The sequence below is a fragment of the Clostridium sp. Marseille-P2415 genome, assembly GCF_900155545.1.
In the GTDB taxonomy this organism is placed as follows: domain Bacteria; phylum Bacillota; class Clostridia; order Lachnospirales; family Lachnospiraceae; genus Lacrimispora.
Genome location: NZ_LT732526.1, coordinates 1,583,135 through 1,601,032, shown reverse-complemented (window position 1 = coordinate 1,601,032; position 17,898 = coordinate 1,583,135). Strand labels below are relative to the sequence as shown.

Genomic DNA, 17,898 nt, shown 5'->3' with positions numbered 1-17,898 from the left:
TTATGGATATTGTTTTTGTGATTCTCCACTATACTGCAATAGAAATGACGATTGGCTGTGTGTCATCGATCCGCAGGCATATTGATACGGTGAAATATAAAATAATTATTGTGGATAATTGTTCACCGGATGATTCCTGGAGAGAATTGAATCTGATCTTTCGGAACAATACCGATGTTGTATTGCTTCACAGTGATGAAAATGTTGGATTCGCCCGGGGGAATAATATAGGTTTTTCATACGCGAAACAGAAATTCCAACCTCATTTTCTGATTTTGATGAATAATGATGTTTGTTTAATGCAAAATTGGATCTATAAAAAATTAAAGCAGAAATATGAAGAGACTGATTATGCTGTTTTAGGGCCAATGATCATAACCGGGGAAGGAAGCATATGTTCATCGCCTCTGCGTAAGGAAATACTTTCGATGCAGGGGGCCAGGCGTTCGATCCGGAGAAATTACCGTTTACTAAAATTAAACTGCTTCGGTCTTGATAAATTTTACCGGTGCATCAAGTCAAAATTTTATAAACATGTACCGCAATTTAGCGTGGAAGAGCGTTTGATCCAACATGAAAATGTAGAAATCCATGGATGCTTCATGGTGTTTTCAGAGGATTATATCTCCAGATTTGATGGGCTGGATCCCAGTACATTTCTATATATGGAAGAAGATATTCTTTTCCTGCATTTAATGAAAAATAATTTGAAATCCGTATATTGTCCGGATATCGTTATTTATCATAAGGAAGATGCTTCAACGGATGCTGTATTAAAAAACGGCCATAAAAAAAATGCCTTTGTATATCGGAATTGTATGGATTCTCTGAAAAGTTACTTAAAGATTTTAAAAACGTATGATGAAAAGGATAATTGTAATGGTTATAATTAGCAATAAACTTTCACTGAAAAATTTTTTGATCGGTATTTTCGCATTTCTTATTATGTTTTTGCCGAGACGATTATATTTTTTTGGTGCATTTAGTTATCGGATCGTAATTTTATTTGCTTTTTGCTTATGTATATTACTTAGAAAAGGGAAATTATCAATATCTAATACGATCATCAGCATTCCTATGATGATATATTTTGTACTTGTTGAGATTATTTCTTTTCGATATTTACAGTTTTCTACAGGCATTGGTTTTCTCATTGATACGGTGTTGTTTTTAATTATTATGTATAATTTATTGCAGACAGAACGGGATCTTCATATGTTTATCGATGTATTTCTGCTGTTTTTAACAATATACACGATCTTGGGAATTCTTGAGTGTTTTACAGGATTTAACATATGGGACCTGGTGACTTCCACGGATTTGCAGAGATTCAGATATGGCTTGTACAGAAGCAACGGTTCAAGTACAAATTTTACAAATAATGCTGCATTTTTGATGTTATGTTTACCGATTGTCGGCTGGAAATTTCAGCAGGAGGAGGTTCAGAAAAGGAAATATGCAGTTATCTATGGGTTAGTACTCCTTAATATAGTGGCAACGCTTACAAGATCAATTATTTTATGCATAATCGCACTGCATTTCATCTGGTTAGTAAAATTGGGATTGTTCAAATTTATAAAAAAACATTTTATGCCAATTTTAATAGCGGCAGCGGCAGCGTTTTTAATCGCTAATATACCGGCAGTATCTGATTTTTTAAAGCAGTTTATTGATATGTTTGTTGCTATATTTGATGATGAAACAGCGAATGAGATTTCGGCTTCCTTTGGGTCCAATGCAAATGGAACCGGGCAAAGATTATTGTTATATTCCTGGGTTTTTGAAGCGGTGAAGGATAAAATTTTCTTCGGATTAGGTCCAAATCATTTGTTTGAATATGCGTGGAAGACCGAAACGGGGAAAAGCATGATCAAGAGTTCGATTGAAAATCAATATTTAATTCATTTATACCGGTATGGGATAGCAGGTTTAATGAGTTATTTATTAATGGTAATAAATATTCTCTCCAGATTGTGGAAAAACAAAGAAAAAAGCCCGGATGGGGAAGGAAAGCGATTAACTCTTGGTTTCATGATGTTAACAACGGTGTTTGTTTATTTTATCAGCGGCTTGTTTTTTGCCGCATCGGATGATTTCAGGATGTTGCTTCTTTTATTATCAATATTTTTTATCCACTGTAAACATTTTATAAAAACAGAACCGGTTCGTTAAAAAGGAGAGCATAAAATGGTGGAATATTTCGTGAGTTACAGAAACAAGTGGAGAGCCATGTCCCCGGTTGCCAAATCTTCCATGGCATTGGTATTTGCTAAATTTTTTGAAAGAGGGCTGAGCATGATCAGCGGTCCTATTTTTACCAGAATCATGCCCACAGCGGAATATGGTATCATTTCAACTTTTACTTCCTGGCAAAATGTGTTGTATATCATTGCAACATTAAATATGGCCAGCGGTGTTTTTAATAATGGGATGATTGATTTTAAAAAAGACAGAGAATCATTTACATATTCGATTTTGTGTCTGGCTAATTTATGTACGTTTGTATGCGGGGGCATCTATTTATTATTTTATAAGTGGTTAAATCCGCTGGTTGATATGCCTGACAGCCTTATGGTGGTTATGTTTTTATACTTTATTTTTATCCCGGCCTATAATTATTGGATGGGAAGACAGCGCTTTGAGTATAAATATAAGGCGATTACTGCTGTCATCTTAGGGTCATCTTTACTTTCAATCGTGTTATCGGTCATTTGCGTGCTGATGGCACCGGATCATAGTAAAGCCGTAACGAAAGTAGTGACAGCTGAATCTGTTTCCATATGTATCGGGATCTTCTTTTTTATTACAACAACAATGAGATCAAGAGGGAAACTTAAATTAGCTTATTGGAAATATGCATTTACATTTAATATGCCGCTGATCCCCCATTATCTGTCAATGTATGTTCTTTCAAGCTCTGACCGCATCATGATCAGTAAATTAGTTAATACAAGTGCAACGGCAGTTTACAATGTTGCTTATACAGTGGCAGGTATTATGCTGATTTTCTGGAATGCGGTAGATGCATCGTATGCTCCCTGGATCTATCAGCAAATGGAACGGAAAAATTATAAATCCATTCAGGCAAGGGGAAATCAGGTTCTGCTGTTTTTTGCAGCACTTACGATATTATGCACATTATTTGCACCTGAAATAATTGGCATATTAGCGCCTGAAAGTTATTACAGCGGAATCTATGTGGTCCCATCGGTTGCTGCCGGAGTATTTTTTACAGCATGTTATTCTTTATATATGAGGCTGGAGTTATATTTGAAAAAAACTAAAATTGTGATGATAGCCACATGTTCTGTTGCTGTTTTAAATCTGGTACTGAATTACATATTTATTCCTCAATTTGGTTTTGTCGCTGCCGGATATACAACATTAGTATGCTACGCGCTGCTTGCATTTTTTCATTATTGCAGTATTAAGCTTCTTGGATATGGTCATGTCTATAATAATAAAAGAATTTTATGCTTATCCTGTTTGGTGAGCTTGATCACTGTAATAGTTTCAGGAATTTACAGCTATATGATTATCCGCTATATTTTAATAGCAGTGCTTGGAGTGATAATGATAATAAAAAGAAAAGAGATTGTTAAGATGCTGCGAAAATAAGTAAATGACTGGGATGGTGAAGATAATATGAAAATTGGATTATTAGGTTTGATCTTTCGTGCAAGCAATAAGGGCTGCGAGGCCCTTTCCTATGCATTTTTAAGTATTGTCGATGAGATAGCTGCCAAGCGGAATGAAAAAATAGAAATTAAAATTTTATCAACGTTTCCAACAAAGAAATTCTTAAAAGCCAAAGGAAACTACAGAACATGTATGGATGAATTTCTGCCCAGGTATACATATGAAAATTTGAATATTGGATTTTGCTTTTTTAAAATGGTATGCGGGAAATATATCGTATCCCCTGGTGTAAAGGAATGTGATGTTGTTTTTGATTTCACTGCGGGAGATAGTTTTACAGATATATATGGACGCCAGCGTTTTTTTGTACGGACTGCTCTGAAACAGAAAGTGATTGATATGGGAATTCCGCTCGTGCTTGGAAGCCAGACAATTGGGCCGTTTCAGGATAAAGATGTCAGGGATATGGCTGTAAAGGTCATTCATGGCTGTAAAGAGGTGTATGCCCGTGATCAGTTATCTGTGGATTATACTGTGAAAATAAGCGGAAGAAAGCCGGTATTGACTACTGATGTGGCATTTGCTTTACCCTATACAAAAAATGAACATAAAAATCACATTGTAAACATTGGATTCAATCCATCCGGTTTGCTGTGGAATGGAGGCTATACCGGAGATAATCAATTTGGACTGACTGTTGATTATCAAAAATACTGCAGGGAGGTGATTCAAAATCTGATAAAAAAATATGAGGTTTATTTAATTCCCCACGTACTGACTGATCTGACCCAGAGTATGGATAATGATCTGTTTGCGATCCGTGAATTAAAGAAGGAATTTCCATCATTGGTTGTGATAGATGATTTTATAACACCTATGGAGGTAAAGTCTTATATTGCCCGTCTGGATGGGTTTATTGGAGCCCGCATGCATGCAACAATAGCGGCATTTTCTGCAAATGTAGCATGTGTACCGTTTTCTTACAGCCGGAAGTTTGAAGGACTGTTTGACAGTCTGGGGTATGCCAGGGTCATACATGGATGCTCGGATACTACGGATGAGGCAATAGAAAAAACATTGGATTGGATAGAAAAACATGCCGAGCTTCAAAAAGAGGTCATTCAGTGCAATGCGCTGGCGACTGAAAAAACCAATGAATTAAAGGATAACCTGCAGAATTTGCTGTATGGAGGATTATGATGAATATAAAAATGATTTTAGGAATGCCTAAAACTTTATATTTTAATTTTTATTATCTTCCATTTTGGAAGGCGGTCAGGCTGCCGATCAGAGTGGCGCCAAATGTGAAAATCAAAAGTATGGGAAAGCGTACCTCGGTTAAGCTCCGGGAAGGTACAAGAATTCATATTGGTACTGTGGGATCATTTGGATTGGGGAATAAACAAAGTACTTACTGGCAGATAGGCAATGACTCTGCTGTTATTTTTAAGGGAAATGCCATATTAGGAAAAGGTACGCAGATCATTGCCAATGGAGTGCTGGAGTTTGGTAAGGATTTTTTCTGCAATGCCAATTGCATTATTAATTCGGGGAGCGGTATTTCCTTTGGCGACAATTGTATTCTCGGCTGGAATGTAACTGTTATGGATGGAGATGGCCATAATATCTTTAAGCGGGGAGAAAATTCCCCAATAGAATCTCCCAATATATATGTGGGGAATCATGTTTGGATTGCATCAGAAGCCATGCTTTTAAAGGGGGCGTCTGTGCAGGACCATTCGGTTGTTGCCGCAAAAGGCTGTATTACACAGAAATTTAAAAAAGAGTCTCTTTTGGTTGGAGGGTTTAATCGAATACTTTCTGAAAACATATGCTGGGAGGTATGAACTTGTATGGTGAGTATCAATTGAAAGAATTGCAAGAAAGAGGACAGACATAATTGATAGTATATATTTTAGAGGATATGAAGCAACCGATTTCCTACATGGTATCCGGGATCATCGTTGCCATTGCGTCATATCCTTTTATTGAATTGATTCGGTATTGTTTTGGATTAAAACCAATGGGAAGGAAGCGCGGCGTCAGCCTGTTTCTTGCGTTGGCATACCTTGTGGTGCTTGCAAGAACGGTGTATTACAGTAGGCCTTCCTTATCGAGGGATAAAGTGAATATGGAAGTGATGGGAACCTGGGGTACAACGCTTCGTTCCCATGTCTTTGTGATTGAAAATCTTATATTGTTCATACCTTTTGGGATCTTGCTGCCTTTGTGCCTGCCGAAAGCCCGAAAAAGCTGGATCTGTATTTTATCAGGCTGTATGCTCAGTATTTTTATTGAAACGGTTCAATGGATGACGAAGAGAGGGTACTGCCAGTTGGACGATATCATCATGAATACTTTAGGTACGGCGGCAGNTATGGTCATGTCTATAATAATAAAAGAATTTTATGCTTATCCTGTTTGGTGAGCTTGATCACTGTAATAGTTTCAGGAATTTACAGCTATATGATTATCCGCTATATTTTAATAGCAGTGCTTGGAGTGATAATGATAATAAAAAGAAAAGAGATTGTTAAGATGCTGCGAAAATAAGTAAATGACTGGGATGGTGAAGATAATATGAAAATTGGATTATTAGGTTTGATCTTTCGTGCAAGCAATAAGGGCTGCGAGGCCCTTTCCTATGCATTTTTAAGTATTGTCGATGAGATAGCTGCCAAGCGGAATGAAAAAATAGAAATTAAAATTTTATCAACGTTTCCAACAAAGAAATTCTTAAAAGCCAAAGGAAACTACAGAACATGTATGGATGAATTTCTGCCCAGGTATACATATGAAAATTTGAATATTGGATTTTGCTTTTTTAAAATGGTATGCGGGAAATATATCGTATCCCCTGGTGTAAAGGAATGTGATGTTGTTTTTGATTTCACTGCGGGAGATAGTTTTACAGATATATATGGACGCCAGCGTTTTTTTGTACGGACTGCTCTGAAACAGAAAGTGATTGATATGGGAATTCCGCTCGTGCTTGGAAGCCAGACAATTGGGCCGTTTCAGGATAAAGATGTCAGGGATATGGCTGTAAAGGTCATTCATGGCTGTAAAGAGGTGTATGCCCGTGATCAGTTATCTGTGGATTATACTGTGAAAATAAGCGGAAGAAAGCCGGTATTGACTACTGATGTGGCATTTGCTTTACCCTATACAAAAAATGAACATAAAAATCACATTGTAAACATTGGATTCAATCCATCCGGTTTGCTGTGGAATGGAGGCTATACCGGAGATAATCAATTTGGACTGACTGTTGATTATCAAAAATACTGCAGGGAGGTGATTCAAAATCTGATAAAAAAATATGAGGTTTATTTAATTCCCCACGTACTGACTGATCTGACCCAGAGTATGGATAATGATCTGTTTGCGATCCGTGAATTAAAGAAGGAATTTCCATCATTGGTTGTGATAGATGATTTTATAACACCTATGGAGGTAAAGTCTTATATTGCCCGTCTGGATGGGTTTATTGGAGCCCGCATGCATGCAACAATAGCGGCATTTTCTGCAAATGTAGCATGTGTACCGTTTTCTTACAGCCGGAAGTTTGAAGGACTGTTTGACAGTCTGGGGTATGCCAGGGTCATACATGGATGCTCGGATACTACGGATGAGGCAATAGAAAAAACATTGGATTGGATAGAAAAACATGCCGAGCTTCAAAAAGAGGTCATTCAGTGCAATGCGCTGGCGACTGAAAAAACCAATGAATTAAAGGATAACCTGCAGAATTTGCTGTATGGAGGATTATGATGAATATAAAAATGATTTTAGGAATGCCTAAAACTTTATATTTTAATTTTTATTATCTTCCATTTTGGAAGGCGGTCAGGCTGCCGATCAGAGTGGCGCCAAATGTGAAAATCAAAAGTATGGGAAAGCGTACCTCGGTTAAGCTCCGGGAAGGTACAAGAATTCATATTGGTACTGTGGGATCATTTGGATTGGGGAATAAACAAAGTACTTACTGGCAGATAGGCAATGACTCTGCTGTTATTTTTAAGGGAAATGCCATATTAGGAAAAGGTACGCAGATCATTGCCAATGGAGTGCTGGAGTTTGGTAAGGATTTTTTCTGCAATGCCAATTGCATTATTAATTCGGGGAGCGGTATTTCCTTTGGCGACAATTGTATTCTCGGCTGGAATGTAACTGTTATGGATGGAGATGGCCATAATATCTTTAAGCGGGGAGAAAATTCCCCAATAGAATCTCCCAATATATATGTGGGGAATCATGTTTGGATTGCATCAGAAGCCATGCTTTTAAAGGGGGCGTCTGTGCAGGACCATTCGGTTGTTGCCGCAAAAGGCTGTATTACACAGAAATTTAAAAAAGAGTCTCTTTTGGTTGGAGGGTTTAATCGAATACTTTCTGAAAACATATGCTGGGAGGTATGAACTTGTATGGTGAGTATCAATTGAAAGAATTGCAAGAAAGAGGACAGACATAATTGATAGTATATATTTTAGAGGATATGAAGCAACCGATTTCCTACATGGTATCCGGGATCATCGTTGCCATTGCGTCATATCCTTTTATTGAATTGATTCGGTATTGTTTTGGATTAAAACCAATGGGAAGGAAGCGCGGCGTCAGCCTGTTTCTTGCGTTGGCATACCTTGTGGTGCTTGCAAGAACGGTGTATTACAGTAGGCCTTCCTTATCGAGGGATAAAGTGAATATGGAAGTGATGGGAACCTGGGGTACAACGCTTCGTTCCCATGTCTTTGTGATTGAAAATCTTATATTGTTCATACCTTTTGGGATCTTGCTGCCTTTGTGCCTGCCGAAAGCCCGAAAAAGCTGGATCTGTATTTTATCAGGCTGTATGCTCAGTATTTTTATTGAAACGGTTCAATGGATGACGAAGAGAGGGTACTGCCAGTTGGACGATATCATCATGAATACTTTAGGTACGGCGGCAGGCTGGGTGATTTATGCGGGGATCAGGAAAGTGTTTGATTCCGGCGGGCAGTAGAGATATTTAATAAAAACCATCTGCAATTATTTTTATGGAAAAATATGCAGATGGTTTTTATCTTGCTGTAACCGCCGGCAGTTCAGAAAGAACTTGATAATATCTATCATCCTATTTTTGGTCACTTGACAAAGGTGCTCCGGTTTGATAACCTAATTGAGTTAGGATAGACTAACATCAACGAATAAAAGAGGAGCTTGATTATGAAGTTAAAAAAACTGAGTTGTATTTTAGCTGCAGCGCTGGCTATGACATTGACCGCATGCGCGGGCAAATCCGGGAATCATGAAGCTGCTGTGGAAGATACGGCAGCAGCGCCGGCATCTTCCAATGAAGCCGAAAGGGAATATCCCATAACGATAAAGCATGCCTTCGGAGAAACCGTAATCGAAAGCAAACCGGAAAGAATTGCAACCATATCCTGGGGGAATCAGGATGTGCCGTTGGCACTGGGAGTTACTCCGGCAGGAATTTCCGAAGCCAATTACGGAGTAACAGATGGCAGCGGATTATTGCCATGGACAGCAGAAGGTTTTAAAAATCTTGGTGTAGAGAACCCGGTTCTTTTTCATGATACAGATGGCCTTGATTACGAAGCCATCAGTGATGTGCAGCCTGATGTGATTCTTGCATCATATTCCGGAATCACAGAGGAAGAGTATGACATGTTAAGTGAAATAGCACCTGTTGTCGCATACCCGGCTCTTCCATGGCAGACATCCTGGCGTGACCAGATTATCATGGATGCTGCAGGAATGGGCATGAAAGCAGAAGGTGAGAAGCTGATTTCCGGCCTGGAAAAGCTGATAGCGGATAAAACTGCTGCTTATCCTCAGATAGCAGGAAAAAAGGCTGCATTTTTCTATTTTAATCCCTCTGACCTCGGCAAGTTTTATATTTACTTATTTACAGATCCCAGGGCCGCCTATCTTACGGATCTGGGAATGAAAGTACCTGACAGCGTAAACAGACTGGAAGAAAGCTCTGCAAGTTTTTCTGTAGAAATCAGTGCTGAAAATGCAGATGTTCTTGACGATATCGATATTATCATTGCTTATGGCGACGGATCCTTACTGGAAGCACTGCAGGCTGATCCGCTTATCGGAACCATTCCCGCCGTAAAGAGAGGGTTTGTGGTATTGATACCGGAGGGGACTCCGCTGGCTGCTTCCGGGAACCCGAGCGCCCTTTCCATACCGGCAACCATTGATGAATACTTAAGTCTGATCGGAGAGGCAGCGGATAAAGCAGAATGAAGCTAAAGAAATTAATCATACTGTTATGCGCCGGGGGAATTGGGCTTATTCTGTCGGTTTTTGCATCACTTGCGCTTGGCTCAAGAAATGTGGGGCTTCAAGAGGTGATAGGAGCCTTATTGAACTCAGGCGGATCCTTTGATTCGCTGGTAGTCCGTGAACGTATTCCGAGAACGGTTTTCAGTATTCTCGCAGGAGCTTCCCTCGGGGTTTCCGGAGCTCTGATGCAGGCAGTCACCCGTAACCCCATTGCAGATCCCGGCATTTTGGGAGTGAATACCGGAGCTTCCCTGTTTGTGGTAAGCGGAATCGCATTTTTTCATATCAATACCGCAAGCCAGTACATATGGTTTGCTTTAGCGGGAGCGGCGGTAACGGCTGCTTTTGTTTACAGAATAGGTTCCATGGGATATGGAGGTGCCACTCCCATTAAACTTGCGCTGGCAGGTGCAGCGGTCAGTGCGGCTTTGTCCTCTTTCGTCAGCGCTGTGATTCTGCCCAGAGCGGACGTTATGGATGCGTTCCGGTTCTGGCAGGCGGGCAGTGTCAGCGGAGCTACCTGGGAAGGGATCCTTTCGGTTTCTCCGTTTCTGGCTGCCGGTTTCAGCATTGGGATTTTATCAGCATCTGCTTTAAATGCCCTTTCCTTAGGCGATGATGTGGCGACAGGGCTTGGTGTAAATACAGGGCTGGTAAGAATTACAGGGGCTTTGGCAGGAGTACTGCTATGCGGTGCTACAACAGCTCTGGCAGGTCCCATCGGATTTGTGGGCCTGATGATTCCTCATACCATGAGGCTCGTTTGCGGTCCAAACTTGAGATATGTGATCCCCATGTCTGCAATAGGAGGGGCCATTCTTCTGACCGTTTCAGATATCATAGGCAGACTCATTGGATATCCCGGGGAATTGGAAGCCGGAATTGTTACGGCATTTTTCGGAGCGCCGATTCTGATTTTGATTGCTATGAGAGTGAAGGTGCGTTCATTATGACAAATGATAATCTCAATATTGTAAAAGCAGGTTTTTATAAAAGAAAAGTCCGGTTCCTGGCAGTATCTGTTTTGCTGACCGTCTTTACTGCGGTTCTCTGCGGAGCTATGCTGTATTTGGGAAACACGACGTATTCTCCGGCAGTGATCTTTAGGGTCCTTTTAGGGGAGCAGATAAAAGGAGCCGCCTTTGCAATCGGAACAATAAGGCTGCCCCGGATGCTCTCCGGGCTGCTGGCGGGTATGGCGTTTGGTATGGCGGGAAATACGTTTCAGACCATGTTAAGAAATCCGCTGGCAAGTCCGGATATTATCGGAGTCACCTCCGGTTCCAGCGTTGCGGCGGTTTTCTGCCTCCTTATATTGAAAGTCAGTGGAACTGTGGTTTCCATTTCGGCGGTTATATCGGGAATCGGGGTGGCTGTCCTGATCTATATTTTATCCAGGGGAGGCAGCTTTTCCGGCGGAAGGCTGATCCTTATCGGGATCGGAATACAGGCTATGCTGAATGCGGTAATATCCTTTTTGCTTTTAAGGGCCAGTCAGTACGATGTTCCGGCAGCGTTCCGGTGGCTCAGCGGCAGCTTAAACGGTATGCAGATGAAAGATATTCCCGGGCTTTTTTCCGTTGTGCTCCTGTTTGGCTGGATCCTTATTTTCTTCGGCAGACAGTTAAAAATCCTTGAACTGGGAGATCATTCTGCTGTAACGCTGGGATTAAGGACAGACCGGACAAGGCTTGTATTGGTTTTAAGTGCTGTTTTCTTAATTGCATATGCAACTGCTGTAACAGGACCCATTGCTTTTGTTTCCTTTCTGGCAGGTCCCATAGCGGGCAGATTGGCAGGAGCGGGCTCATCCAATACAATACCTGCCGGTCTGACAGGGGCGGCTTTGGTGCTTTTGGCAGATCTCATAGGGCAGTATACCTTTGATATCCGCTTTCCTGTGGGGGTTATTACCGGAATTTTAGGCGCACCCTATTTGATTTACTTATTGATACGCATGAACAGAAGCGGAGGAGCATTATGAAACAAACACCTGAATTATCGGCCGGCAATCTGATTGCCGGGTACGATAAAAAAATGATTCTGAATGATGTGAATGTGGTGATACCGAATCATAAAATAAGTGTAATCATCGGTGCCAATGCCTGTGGAAAATCAACTCTGTTAAAAACCCTGGCCAGATTGATAAAACCGGCTTCCGGCCAGGTTTATCTTGATGGAAAGCAGATCAGCACCATTCCTCCGAAGCAGCTGGCCAGGGTGCTGGGGTTATTGCCTCAGTCACCGGTAGTGCCGGAAGGAATCACGGTTTCAGATCTGGTATCCAGAGGACGGTATCCTTACCAGAGTTTTTTAAAAGGCATGGGGAAAAAGGATTATGAAGCAGTGGAAGAGGCATTGGAAACCATGGGGATCACAGGCCTTGCAAACCGGAGTGTGGATGAATTGTCGGGCGGCCAGCGCCAGAGGGTATGGATCGCCATGGCACTGGCACAGCAGACAGACATTTTGCTTCTGGATGAACCGACCACCTTTTTGGATATTACCTATCAGATCGAAATTCTGGATTTGTTAACCGATTTGAACCGGAAAAGAGGGACAACGATTGTTATGGTACTTCATGACATAAATTTATCCGCACGCTATGCAGATTATATTTTTGCCGTATGGAAAGGAAACCTCATTGCTCAGGGAGAGCCTTCTGAAGTTATTTCAGAACAACTGATCAAGCAGGTTTTTGGACTGGACTGTGTGGTAACAGAGGATCCTGTTTCCGGGTCTCCTTTTATCGTACCTAAGGGAAGATATCATGTCGCAACTTCTCCAATATAGGCGGAAAGAAAAAAAGGGTACCGCCCAATAGCTGATTCGTAGCTGTTGGGCGGTACCTTTCTTTATACAGATAAGAATGAATCCGTCACAGTGTTTCGGTTTTTGTTTTTTTACCGTCCAGGGCTTCCTCCAGGGTATGCCAGGCAAGCACGGCACATTTGACCCGGGCAGGCAAATGGGAGATGCCCTGCAGTGCCACAGCCTCCTCCAGCGCTTCCAACTGTCCTTCATCCGTCACATCACCCTTAATCATGCCGAAGAAGGTGTGAAGAAGTTTTTTGGCTTCATCCACCGTTCTGCCCAGGATCAAGTCGATCATCAGGGAAGCGGAGGCCTGAGAGATGGCACATCCGTTCCCCATGAAACCGGCGTCCTCAATGATGCCGTCTTTCACCCGCAGTTCCAGGGTGATGTCATCGCCGCAGCTGGGGTTCACGCCTTCCAGTACGGCTGTGGCGTCCTCCACCTTGTGGCGGTTTTGGAGGGCGCGGCTGTTTTCCACAATGATCTGGTTATACAAAGCATCAAGCTCCAAGGCCCATCCACCTCCTTACATTTTCTACGCTGTTTAAAAAGGCATCCACATCCTCCGCTGTGTTGCAGACAGCGAAGCTGGCGCGTACGCATGCGTTAATTCCCAAAAAGTCCATGAGGGGCTGGGCACAGTGGTGGCCGGCCCGGACCGTGATGCCGTCGGCATCCAGCACGGTGGCTGTATCGTGGGGATGGACTCCCTCTACGTTAAAGGAGATAACGCCGTACCGCCCCTGGGGACGGGGGTCTCCGTATACCGTCACGTGGGAGAGCTTCGAGAGTCCCTCCAGCGCACGGGCCATAAGGCTTTGCTCATGGGACTGGATTTTTTCCCAGCCCAGAGACTGTATATAGCGTATGGCTGCCGCTAAGCCCACCTCCCCTCCAACGTTCCGGGTGCCGGCCTCAAAGCACCGGGGAACTTCGGCATAGGTAACGCTTTGCTCATGAACACTGGAAATCATGTCTCCGCCGCTTAAGAAGGGCGGCATTTTCTCCAGCAGCTCTTTTTTTCCGTACAGGACCCCTATCCCCATGGGAGCGTAGAGCTTATGGCCGGAAAAGGCGGCAAAATCCACGTCCAGCGCTTTTACATCCACCGGAAGGTGGGGCGCACTCTGGGCGCAGTCCAGTACCACCACGGCCCCCTGGCCGTGGGCCCGGCGGACGATGGATTCCACCGGCACTTTGATCCCCAGGACATTGGACACCTGGGCAATGGCTACCAACCGGGTCCGGGAGGTGATCTTTTTGTCCAGTTCCTCCTCTGTCAGCCGGCCGTCGGGTCCGGGATAAATGTAGACCAGTTTGGCCCCGGTTGCCCTGGCCACCCTCTGCCAGGGAACCAGATTGCTGTGGTGCTCCGCTACGGAGAGGGCGATCTCATCCCCTTTTGTCAGGAATTCCAGGCCGTAGCTGTAGGCCGTCAGGTTAAGACTCTCAGTGGTGTTCTGAGTGAAGATGATCTCATCCGGATCGGCATTTAAAAATTCTGCAACCGTTTTCCGGGCACCCTCATGGGCATCGGTAGCCCGGACGCTCAGCTCGTAGACGCCCCGGTGGGGATTGGCGTTGTCGTGGCTGTAATATTCCTCCACTGCCCGAAGCACCGGCAGGGGCTTCGGGGTGGTGGCTGCATTATCCAGATATATCAGCCGTTTCCCGTTTTCGGGTACGGCCAGGATGGGAAAATCATCCTGGATTGTTTTCATGGCTGTCCAGCCTCCTTCCGATGTTTTCAAGAATTTCTCTGCGCAGGGCTTCGTCCGGGAGTTTGTCAAACACCGGTGCGAAGCGTGCCTCTACCATCAGCCGCTTGGCCTGGGCGGGGCTTAATCCCCGGGAACAGAGATAATAAAGCTGCCTTTCCTCGAACCGTCCCAGGGTGGCGGCGTGCTGGCCCTCGACCTGCTCCTCGCCGCAGAGGATCAGCGGCGCAGTACGGCTGCGGGCGGCAGGGTTCAGTAACAGTACCGTTTCATTTTCATGGCCTATGGAACGGACAGCTCCCCTGCAAAAGTCGATGGTGCCCCGCAGGATCTTGCAGCTCCTTCCGGCCAGAACACCGGCGGTGTGCATCTCGCACAAGGTTTCCCGGCCGGTGTGCTTTGCGATATCGTTGAAATCCAGATACTGTTCTCCATCGCCGAAATAGGCCGTGTCCAGGTCATACTCCCCGCCCCGGCTTTCCAGCATAGCCAGGGAGCCGCAGGCGGCTACGCTGCCTCCCAGCACGGCCCGGACCAGCTCCACACGGGCGCCCTCACCGATCCGGGCGCCTACAGAGTCCCAGCTTCGGCTTCTGTTTCCCAGCAGCTGTACCTGAACCAGGCGGACCACGGCACCGGCCTTTGCATGGATCTGGGTAAGGTTTGCCAGAATGCCGTTTTCAGCATCGCCCCGGTTCACCTGCACCACCGTAAGCCGGCTGCCCGGTTTGGCCACAATGCCCCAGTGTGTCCGGATAACAGGGCGGGCCGTATCCAGCATCTGCGTTATTGTCACCGGTTCCTTCCCGTCACCCTCTGCCTGCAGATAGCAGACCCTGTCGGCGCCGTTCTTTACAAAGCGGTCCACCTCATCCCCCATCCCGCCCGGGATGGCGGATACTTCGGCAGGTAAGTCCTTAAGCAGCCGGACGCCCTGGGGCATTTCTGGGGCAAAAGGTTCCTGCCCGCCTTCGGGAAGAGCTGCCTCCGGAAGCGCGGCGTCTGGCTCTGCCCAGTTGACCCCCTGCCGGTTCCAGGTGGGAACCGGCAGACTGTTGATTTTTGTGTTCATATTGCGGTTCCTCCTTTCAGCCAATGCTGCCTTTCATTTCCAAATGGATCAGGTTGTTCATCTCTACGGCATATTCCAAAGGCAGTTCCTTGGCTATGGGCTCAGCAAAGCCGCCCACGATCAGGGCCCGGGCGTCCTCCTCGGATAAGCCCCGGCTCATCAGGTAGAAGATGGCTGTCTCGCTGATCCGTCCGATCTTAGCCTCATGGCCCACGTCCACTTCGTCGCACTGGATGTCCATCACAGGGATTGTGTCCGAACGGGAGCGGCTGTCCAGCATAAGCGACTCACAGGATACGGCAGATCTGCTGCCCGCCGCCTGGGGGGCCACTGTAATGGCGCTGCGGAAGGTGGAAATGCCTCCGTCCCTGGATATGGATTTGGTTGTGATGTGGGAGGTAGTGTTGGGGGCGGCGTGAATCACCTTAGCTCCGGTGTCCAGGTTCTGCCCCGCGCCGGCAAAGGTGATCCCGGTGAATTCCATGCGGGAATTTTCTCCTTTCAAAATGCTCATGGGATATAAATAAGAGGTATGGGATCCGAAGGATCCGGACACCCATTCCACGGTACCGCCTTCCTCGACTTCTGCCCGTTTGGTGTTGAGGTTATACATGTTCTTGGACCAGTTTTCAATGGTGGAATAGCGCATCCTGGCGTTCTTTCCCACGTACAGCTCCACACATCCGGCATGAAGGTTTGCCACGTTATATTTGGGGGCGGAGCAGCCCTCAATGAAGTGCAGATATGCATCTTCCCCTACAATGATGAGCGTGTGCTCGAATTGGCCGGCGCCCGGCGCATTGAGCCGGAAATAGGACTGCAGCGGGATCTCCACAGATGCTCCCGGTGGAACATAGACGAAAGAACCGCCGGACCAGACTGCACCATGCAGTGCGGCAAACTTATGATCCGAGGGATGCACCAGGCGCATGAAGTGCTTGCGTACCATATCGGCATAGGGCCCCGTGAGAGCGCTTTCCATGTCAGTATACACCACGCCCTGGGCGGCCACCTCAGCCCGGACGTTATGGTAGACTACCTCGGAATCGTATTGGGCGCCTACACCGGCCAGGGACTTACGTTCCGCTTTCGGGATCCCCAGCCGCTCAAAGGTGTTTTTGATATCATCCGGCACATCGGACCAACGGGTCCGCATGACCGTCTTGGGACGGACATAGGTAACGATATGAGCCATGTCCAGCTCGTCCAGCGGCGGGCCCCAGGAGGGCATGGGTGTTTTTTGATAGATTTCCAGAGATTTAAGGCGGAAGATCCGCATCCATTCCGGGTCATGTTTTTCTTCTGATATTTTCTCCACAATCCCGGCTGTCAGGCCGGAATCCACCTCAAAGGAGGGATCCGTCCTGTCGTAGATGTCGTAAATGCTGCGGTCCACCTCATCTACCTGTGTTTTTTCCTGATCAAAGTCTTTCATGGGACCGTACCTCCTTCTCCAGTACACCGAAGCCGTTCTTTGTGATCCTGGAGATCAGCTCCCTTTCTCCGGTGCGGGCGATGCGGCCGCCATTCAGCACATGGACAACATCGACATCCAGGCCATCCAGAATCCTGGCGTTGTGGGTGATGATCAAAAGGCCGTTGCGGCCGGTGCGGAACGCGCGGATGCCTTTGGTCACTGTGCGCACTGCATCCACGTCCAGGCCGGAATCCGTCTCATCAAGCAGTGCCAGCCTGGGATGAAGCATCAGCATCTGCAGGATCTCCGCCTTTTTCTTCTCCCCGCCGGAAAAGCCTGTATTGAGATACCGTTCGGCGTAAGACGGATCCATGTCCAGTGCAGCCATCTGTTCCTGCAGCTCCTTGCGAAACTTAAGGATCTTAGGCTGCCGGCCGTCCACCGCACCCCGGGCAGTGCGCAGGAAGTTTTCCAATGTGACGCCGGGGATTTCCTCCGGTGCCTGGAAGGATAAGAAAACCCCTGCCCTGGCGCGGGCATCGGCCTTTTCCTCCGTGATATCCCGGCCCTCCAACAGGATCCGGCCTCTCAGGATGGTGTACCGGGGATCGCCCATTATGGCGGAAACCAGAGTGGATTTTCCGGTTCCGTTGGGCCCCATCAGTACGTGCACCTCACCGGGCCGGATGGTAAGGTTTACGCCATCCAGAATTACTTTGTCCTCTACGGCAACGCTTAAATCTAGAATTTCAAGCAGCGGACTGCTCATACATATCAGCCTCCTTTGTGCCCTGAAACGGGCAGTCATTTAGTTAGCGAATGCTAACATTTTTTCATATAATCCATACTATACCTTTTTGGTATGAATTACAACCCTAAATTCAATTTTTTATTTTATTAATCCGGGTCAGGCGGTATGAAATGAATCAGAAATAAAA

The 17,898-nt window shown here is 45.4% G+C and carries 18 protein-coding genes; 13 read left to right on the top strand and 5 right to left on the bottom strand.

Translation table 11 applies throughout. From position 1 onward, the window contains the following. The first annotated feature begins 2 nt into the window (after positions 1-2). The 13 genes from BQ9856_RS12315 (at position 3) to BQ9856_RS12255 (ending at position 12,729) form a co-directional block, all read left to right on the top strand. Entirely contained in the window at positions 3-893 is an 891-nt protein-coding gene (locus tag BQ9856_RS12315; RefSeq protein WP_077611301.1) for a glycosyltransferase, read from the top strand. Further along, on the top strand, positions 880-2,172 hold the full coding sequence (locus BQ9856_RS12310) for an O-antigen ligase family protein (protein ID WP_159441985.1): 1,293 nt from the start codon (positions 880-882) through the stop codon (positions 2,170-2,172). Before BQ9856_RS12315 ends, BQ9856_RS12310 begins: the two co-directional genes overlap by 14 nt. 15 nt (positions 2,173-2,187) lie before the next feature. Then, positions 2,188-3,618, top strand: a complete 1,431-nt coding sequence (locus BQ9856_RS12305; RefSeq protein WP_077611299.1) for a lipopolysaccharide biosynthesis protein — start codon at positions 2,188-2,190, stop codon at positions 3,616-3,618. A gap of 27 nt (positions 3,619-3,645) precedes the next feature. Then, complete coding sequence (locus BQ9856_RS12300; RefSeq protein ID WP_077611297.1) at positions 3,646-4,839, top strand: polysaccharide pyruvyl transferase family protein; 1,194 nt, start codon at positions 3,646-3,648, stop codon at positions 4,837-4,839. Beyond that, positions 4,836-5,486 carry a hypothetical protein gene (locus BQ9856_RS12295; RefSeq protein WP_139348689.1) on the top strand — a complete coding sequence of 217 codons (651 nt, stop codon included), beginning with the start codon at positions 4,836-4,838 and terminating at the stop codon, positions 5,484-5,486. Before BQ9856_RS12300 ends, BQ9856_RS12295 begins: the two co-directional genes overlap by 4 nt. Positions 5,487-5,563: 77 nt before the next feature. Continuing rightward, complete coding sequence (locus BQ9856_RS12290; protein ID WP_139348690.1) at positions 5,564-6,067, top strand: VanZ family protein; 504 nt, start codon at positions 5,564-5,566, stop codon at positions 6,065-6,067. A 152-nt stretch (positions 6,068-6,219) separates the two neighbouring features. Beyond that, the gene (locus tag BQ9856_RS12285) at positions 6,220-7,413 is read left to right on the top strand and encodes a polysaccharide pyruvyl transferase family protein (protein WP_077611297.1); all 1,194 of its coding nucleotides are present in this window, start codon (positions 6,220-6,222) and stop codon (positions 7,411-7,413) included. Next, positions 7,410-8,060: a hypothetical protein gene (locus BQ9856_RS12280; protein WP_139348689.1), complete on the top strand. Its 651-nt coding sequence runs from the start codon at positions 7,410-7,412 to the stop codon at positions 8,058-8,060. Before BQ9856_RS12285 ends, BQ9856_RS12280 begins: the two co-directional genes overlap by 4 nt. A 53-nt stretch (positions 8,061-8,113) precedes the next feature. Then, positions 8,114-8,641, top strand: a complete 528-nt coding sequence (locus BQ9856_RS12275; protein ID WP_077611295.1) for a VanZ family protein — start codon at positions 8,114-8,116, stop codon at positions 8,639-8,641. Between the two features lie 203 nt (positions 8,642-8,844). Further along, entirely contained in the window at positions 8,845-9,897 is a 1,053-nt protein-coding gene (locus BQ9856_RS12270) for an iron-siderophore ABC transporter substrate-binding protein (RefSeq protein ID WP_077611294.1), read from the top strand. Then, a complete protein-coding gene (locus BQ9856_RS12265; protein ID WP_077611293.1) occupies positions 9,894-10,889 on the top strand; it encodes a FecCD family ABC transporter permease in 996 nt (331 codons plus the stop codon). The genes BQ9856_RS12270 and BQ9856_RS12265 overlap by 4 nt, the downstream gene beginning before the upstream one ends. After that, positions 10,886-11,920 carry a FecCD family ABC transporter permease gene (locus BQ9856_RS12260; RefSeq protein ID WP_077611292.1) on the top strand — a complete coding sequence of 345 codons (1,035 nt, stop codon included), beginning with the start codon at positions 10,886-10,888 and terminating at the stop codon, positions 11,918-11,920. The genes BQ9856_RS12265 and BQ9856_RS12260 overlap by 4 nt, the downstream gene beginning before the upstream one ends. Continuing rightward, positions 11,917-12,729, top strand: coding sequence for an ABC transporter ATP-binding protein (locus tag BQ9856_RS12255; RefSeq protein ID WP_077611291.1), 813 nt, complete (start codon positions 11,917-11,919; stop codon positions 12,727-12,729). The genes BQ9856_RS12260 and BQ9856_RS12255 overlap by 4 nt, the downstream gene beginning before the upstream one ends. Positions 12,730-12,814: 85 nt before the next feature. Here the strand turns inward: BQ9856_RS12255 and sufU are convergent, their stop codons facing one another. The 5 genes from sufU to sufC are packed head-to-tail and all read right to left on the bottom strand — an operon-like array spanning position 12,815 to position 17,729. Beyond that, the gene (sufU, locus tag BQ9856_RS12250) at positions 12,815-13,264 is read right to left on the bottom strand and encodes a Fe-S cluster assembly sulfur transfer protein SufU (protein WP_077611290.1); all 450 of its coding nucleotides are present in this window, start codon (positions 13,262-13,264) and stop codon (positions 12,815-12,817) included. Further along, on the bottom strand, positions 13,254-14,474 hold the full coding sequence (locus BQ9856_RS12245; RefSeq protein WP_077611289.1) for an aminotransferase class V-fold PLP-dependent enzyme: 1,221 nt from the start codon (positions 14,472-14,474) through the stop codon (positions 13,254-13,256). Before BQ9856_RS12245 ends, sufU begins: the two co-directional genes overlap by 11 nt. Further along, entirely contained in the window at positions 14,455-15,543 is a 1,089-nt protein-coding gene (locus BQ9856_RS12240; protein ID WP_077611288.1) for a SufB/SufD family protein, read from the bottom strand. The genes BQ9856_RS12245 and BQ9856_RS12240 overlap by 20 nt, the downstream gene beginning before the upstream one ends. 16 nt (positions 15,544-15,559) lie before the next feature. Next, positions 15,560-16,978, bottom strand: coding sequence for a Fe-S cluster assembly protein SufB (gene sufB / locus BQ9856_RS12235; RefSeq protein WP_077611287.1), 1,419 nt, complete (start codon positions 16,976-16,978; stop codon positions 15,560-15,562). After that, positions 16,965-17,729 carry a Fe-S cluster assembly ATPase SufC gene (gene sufC, locus BQ9856_RS12230; RefSeq protein ID WP_077611286.1) on the bottom strand — a complete coding sequence of 255 codons (765 nt, stop codon included), beginning with the start codon at positions 17,727-17,729 and terminating at the stop codon, positions 16,965-16,967. Before sufC ends, sufB begins: the two co-directional genes overlap by 14 nt. Between the last annotated feature and the right edge of the window lie 169 nt (positions 17,730-17,898).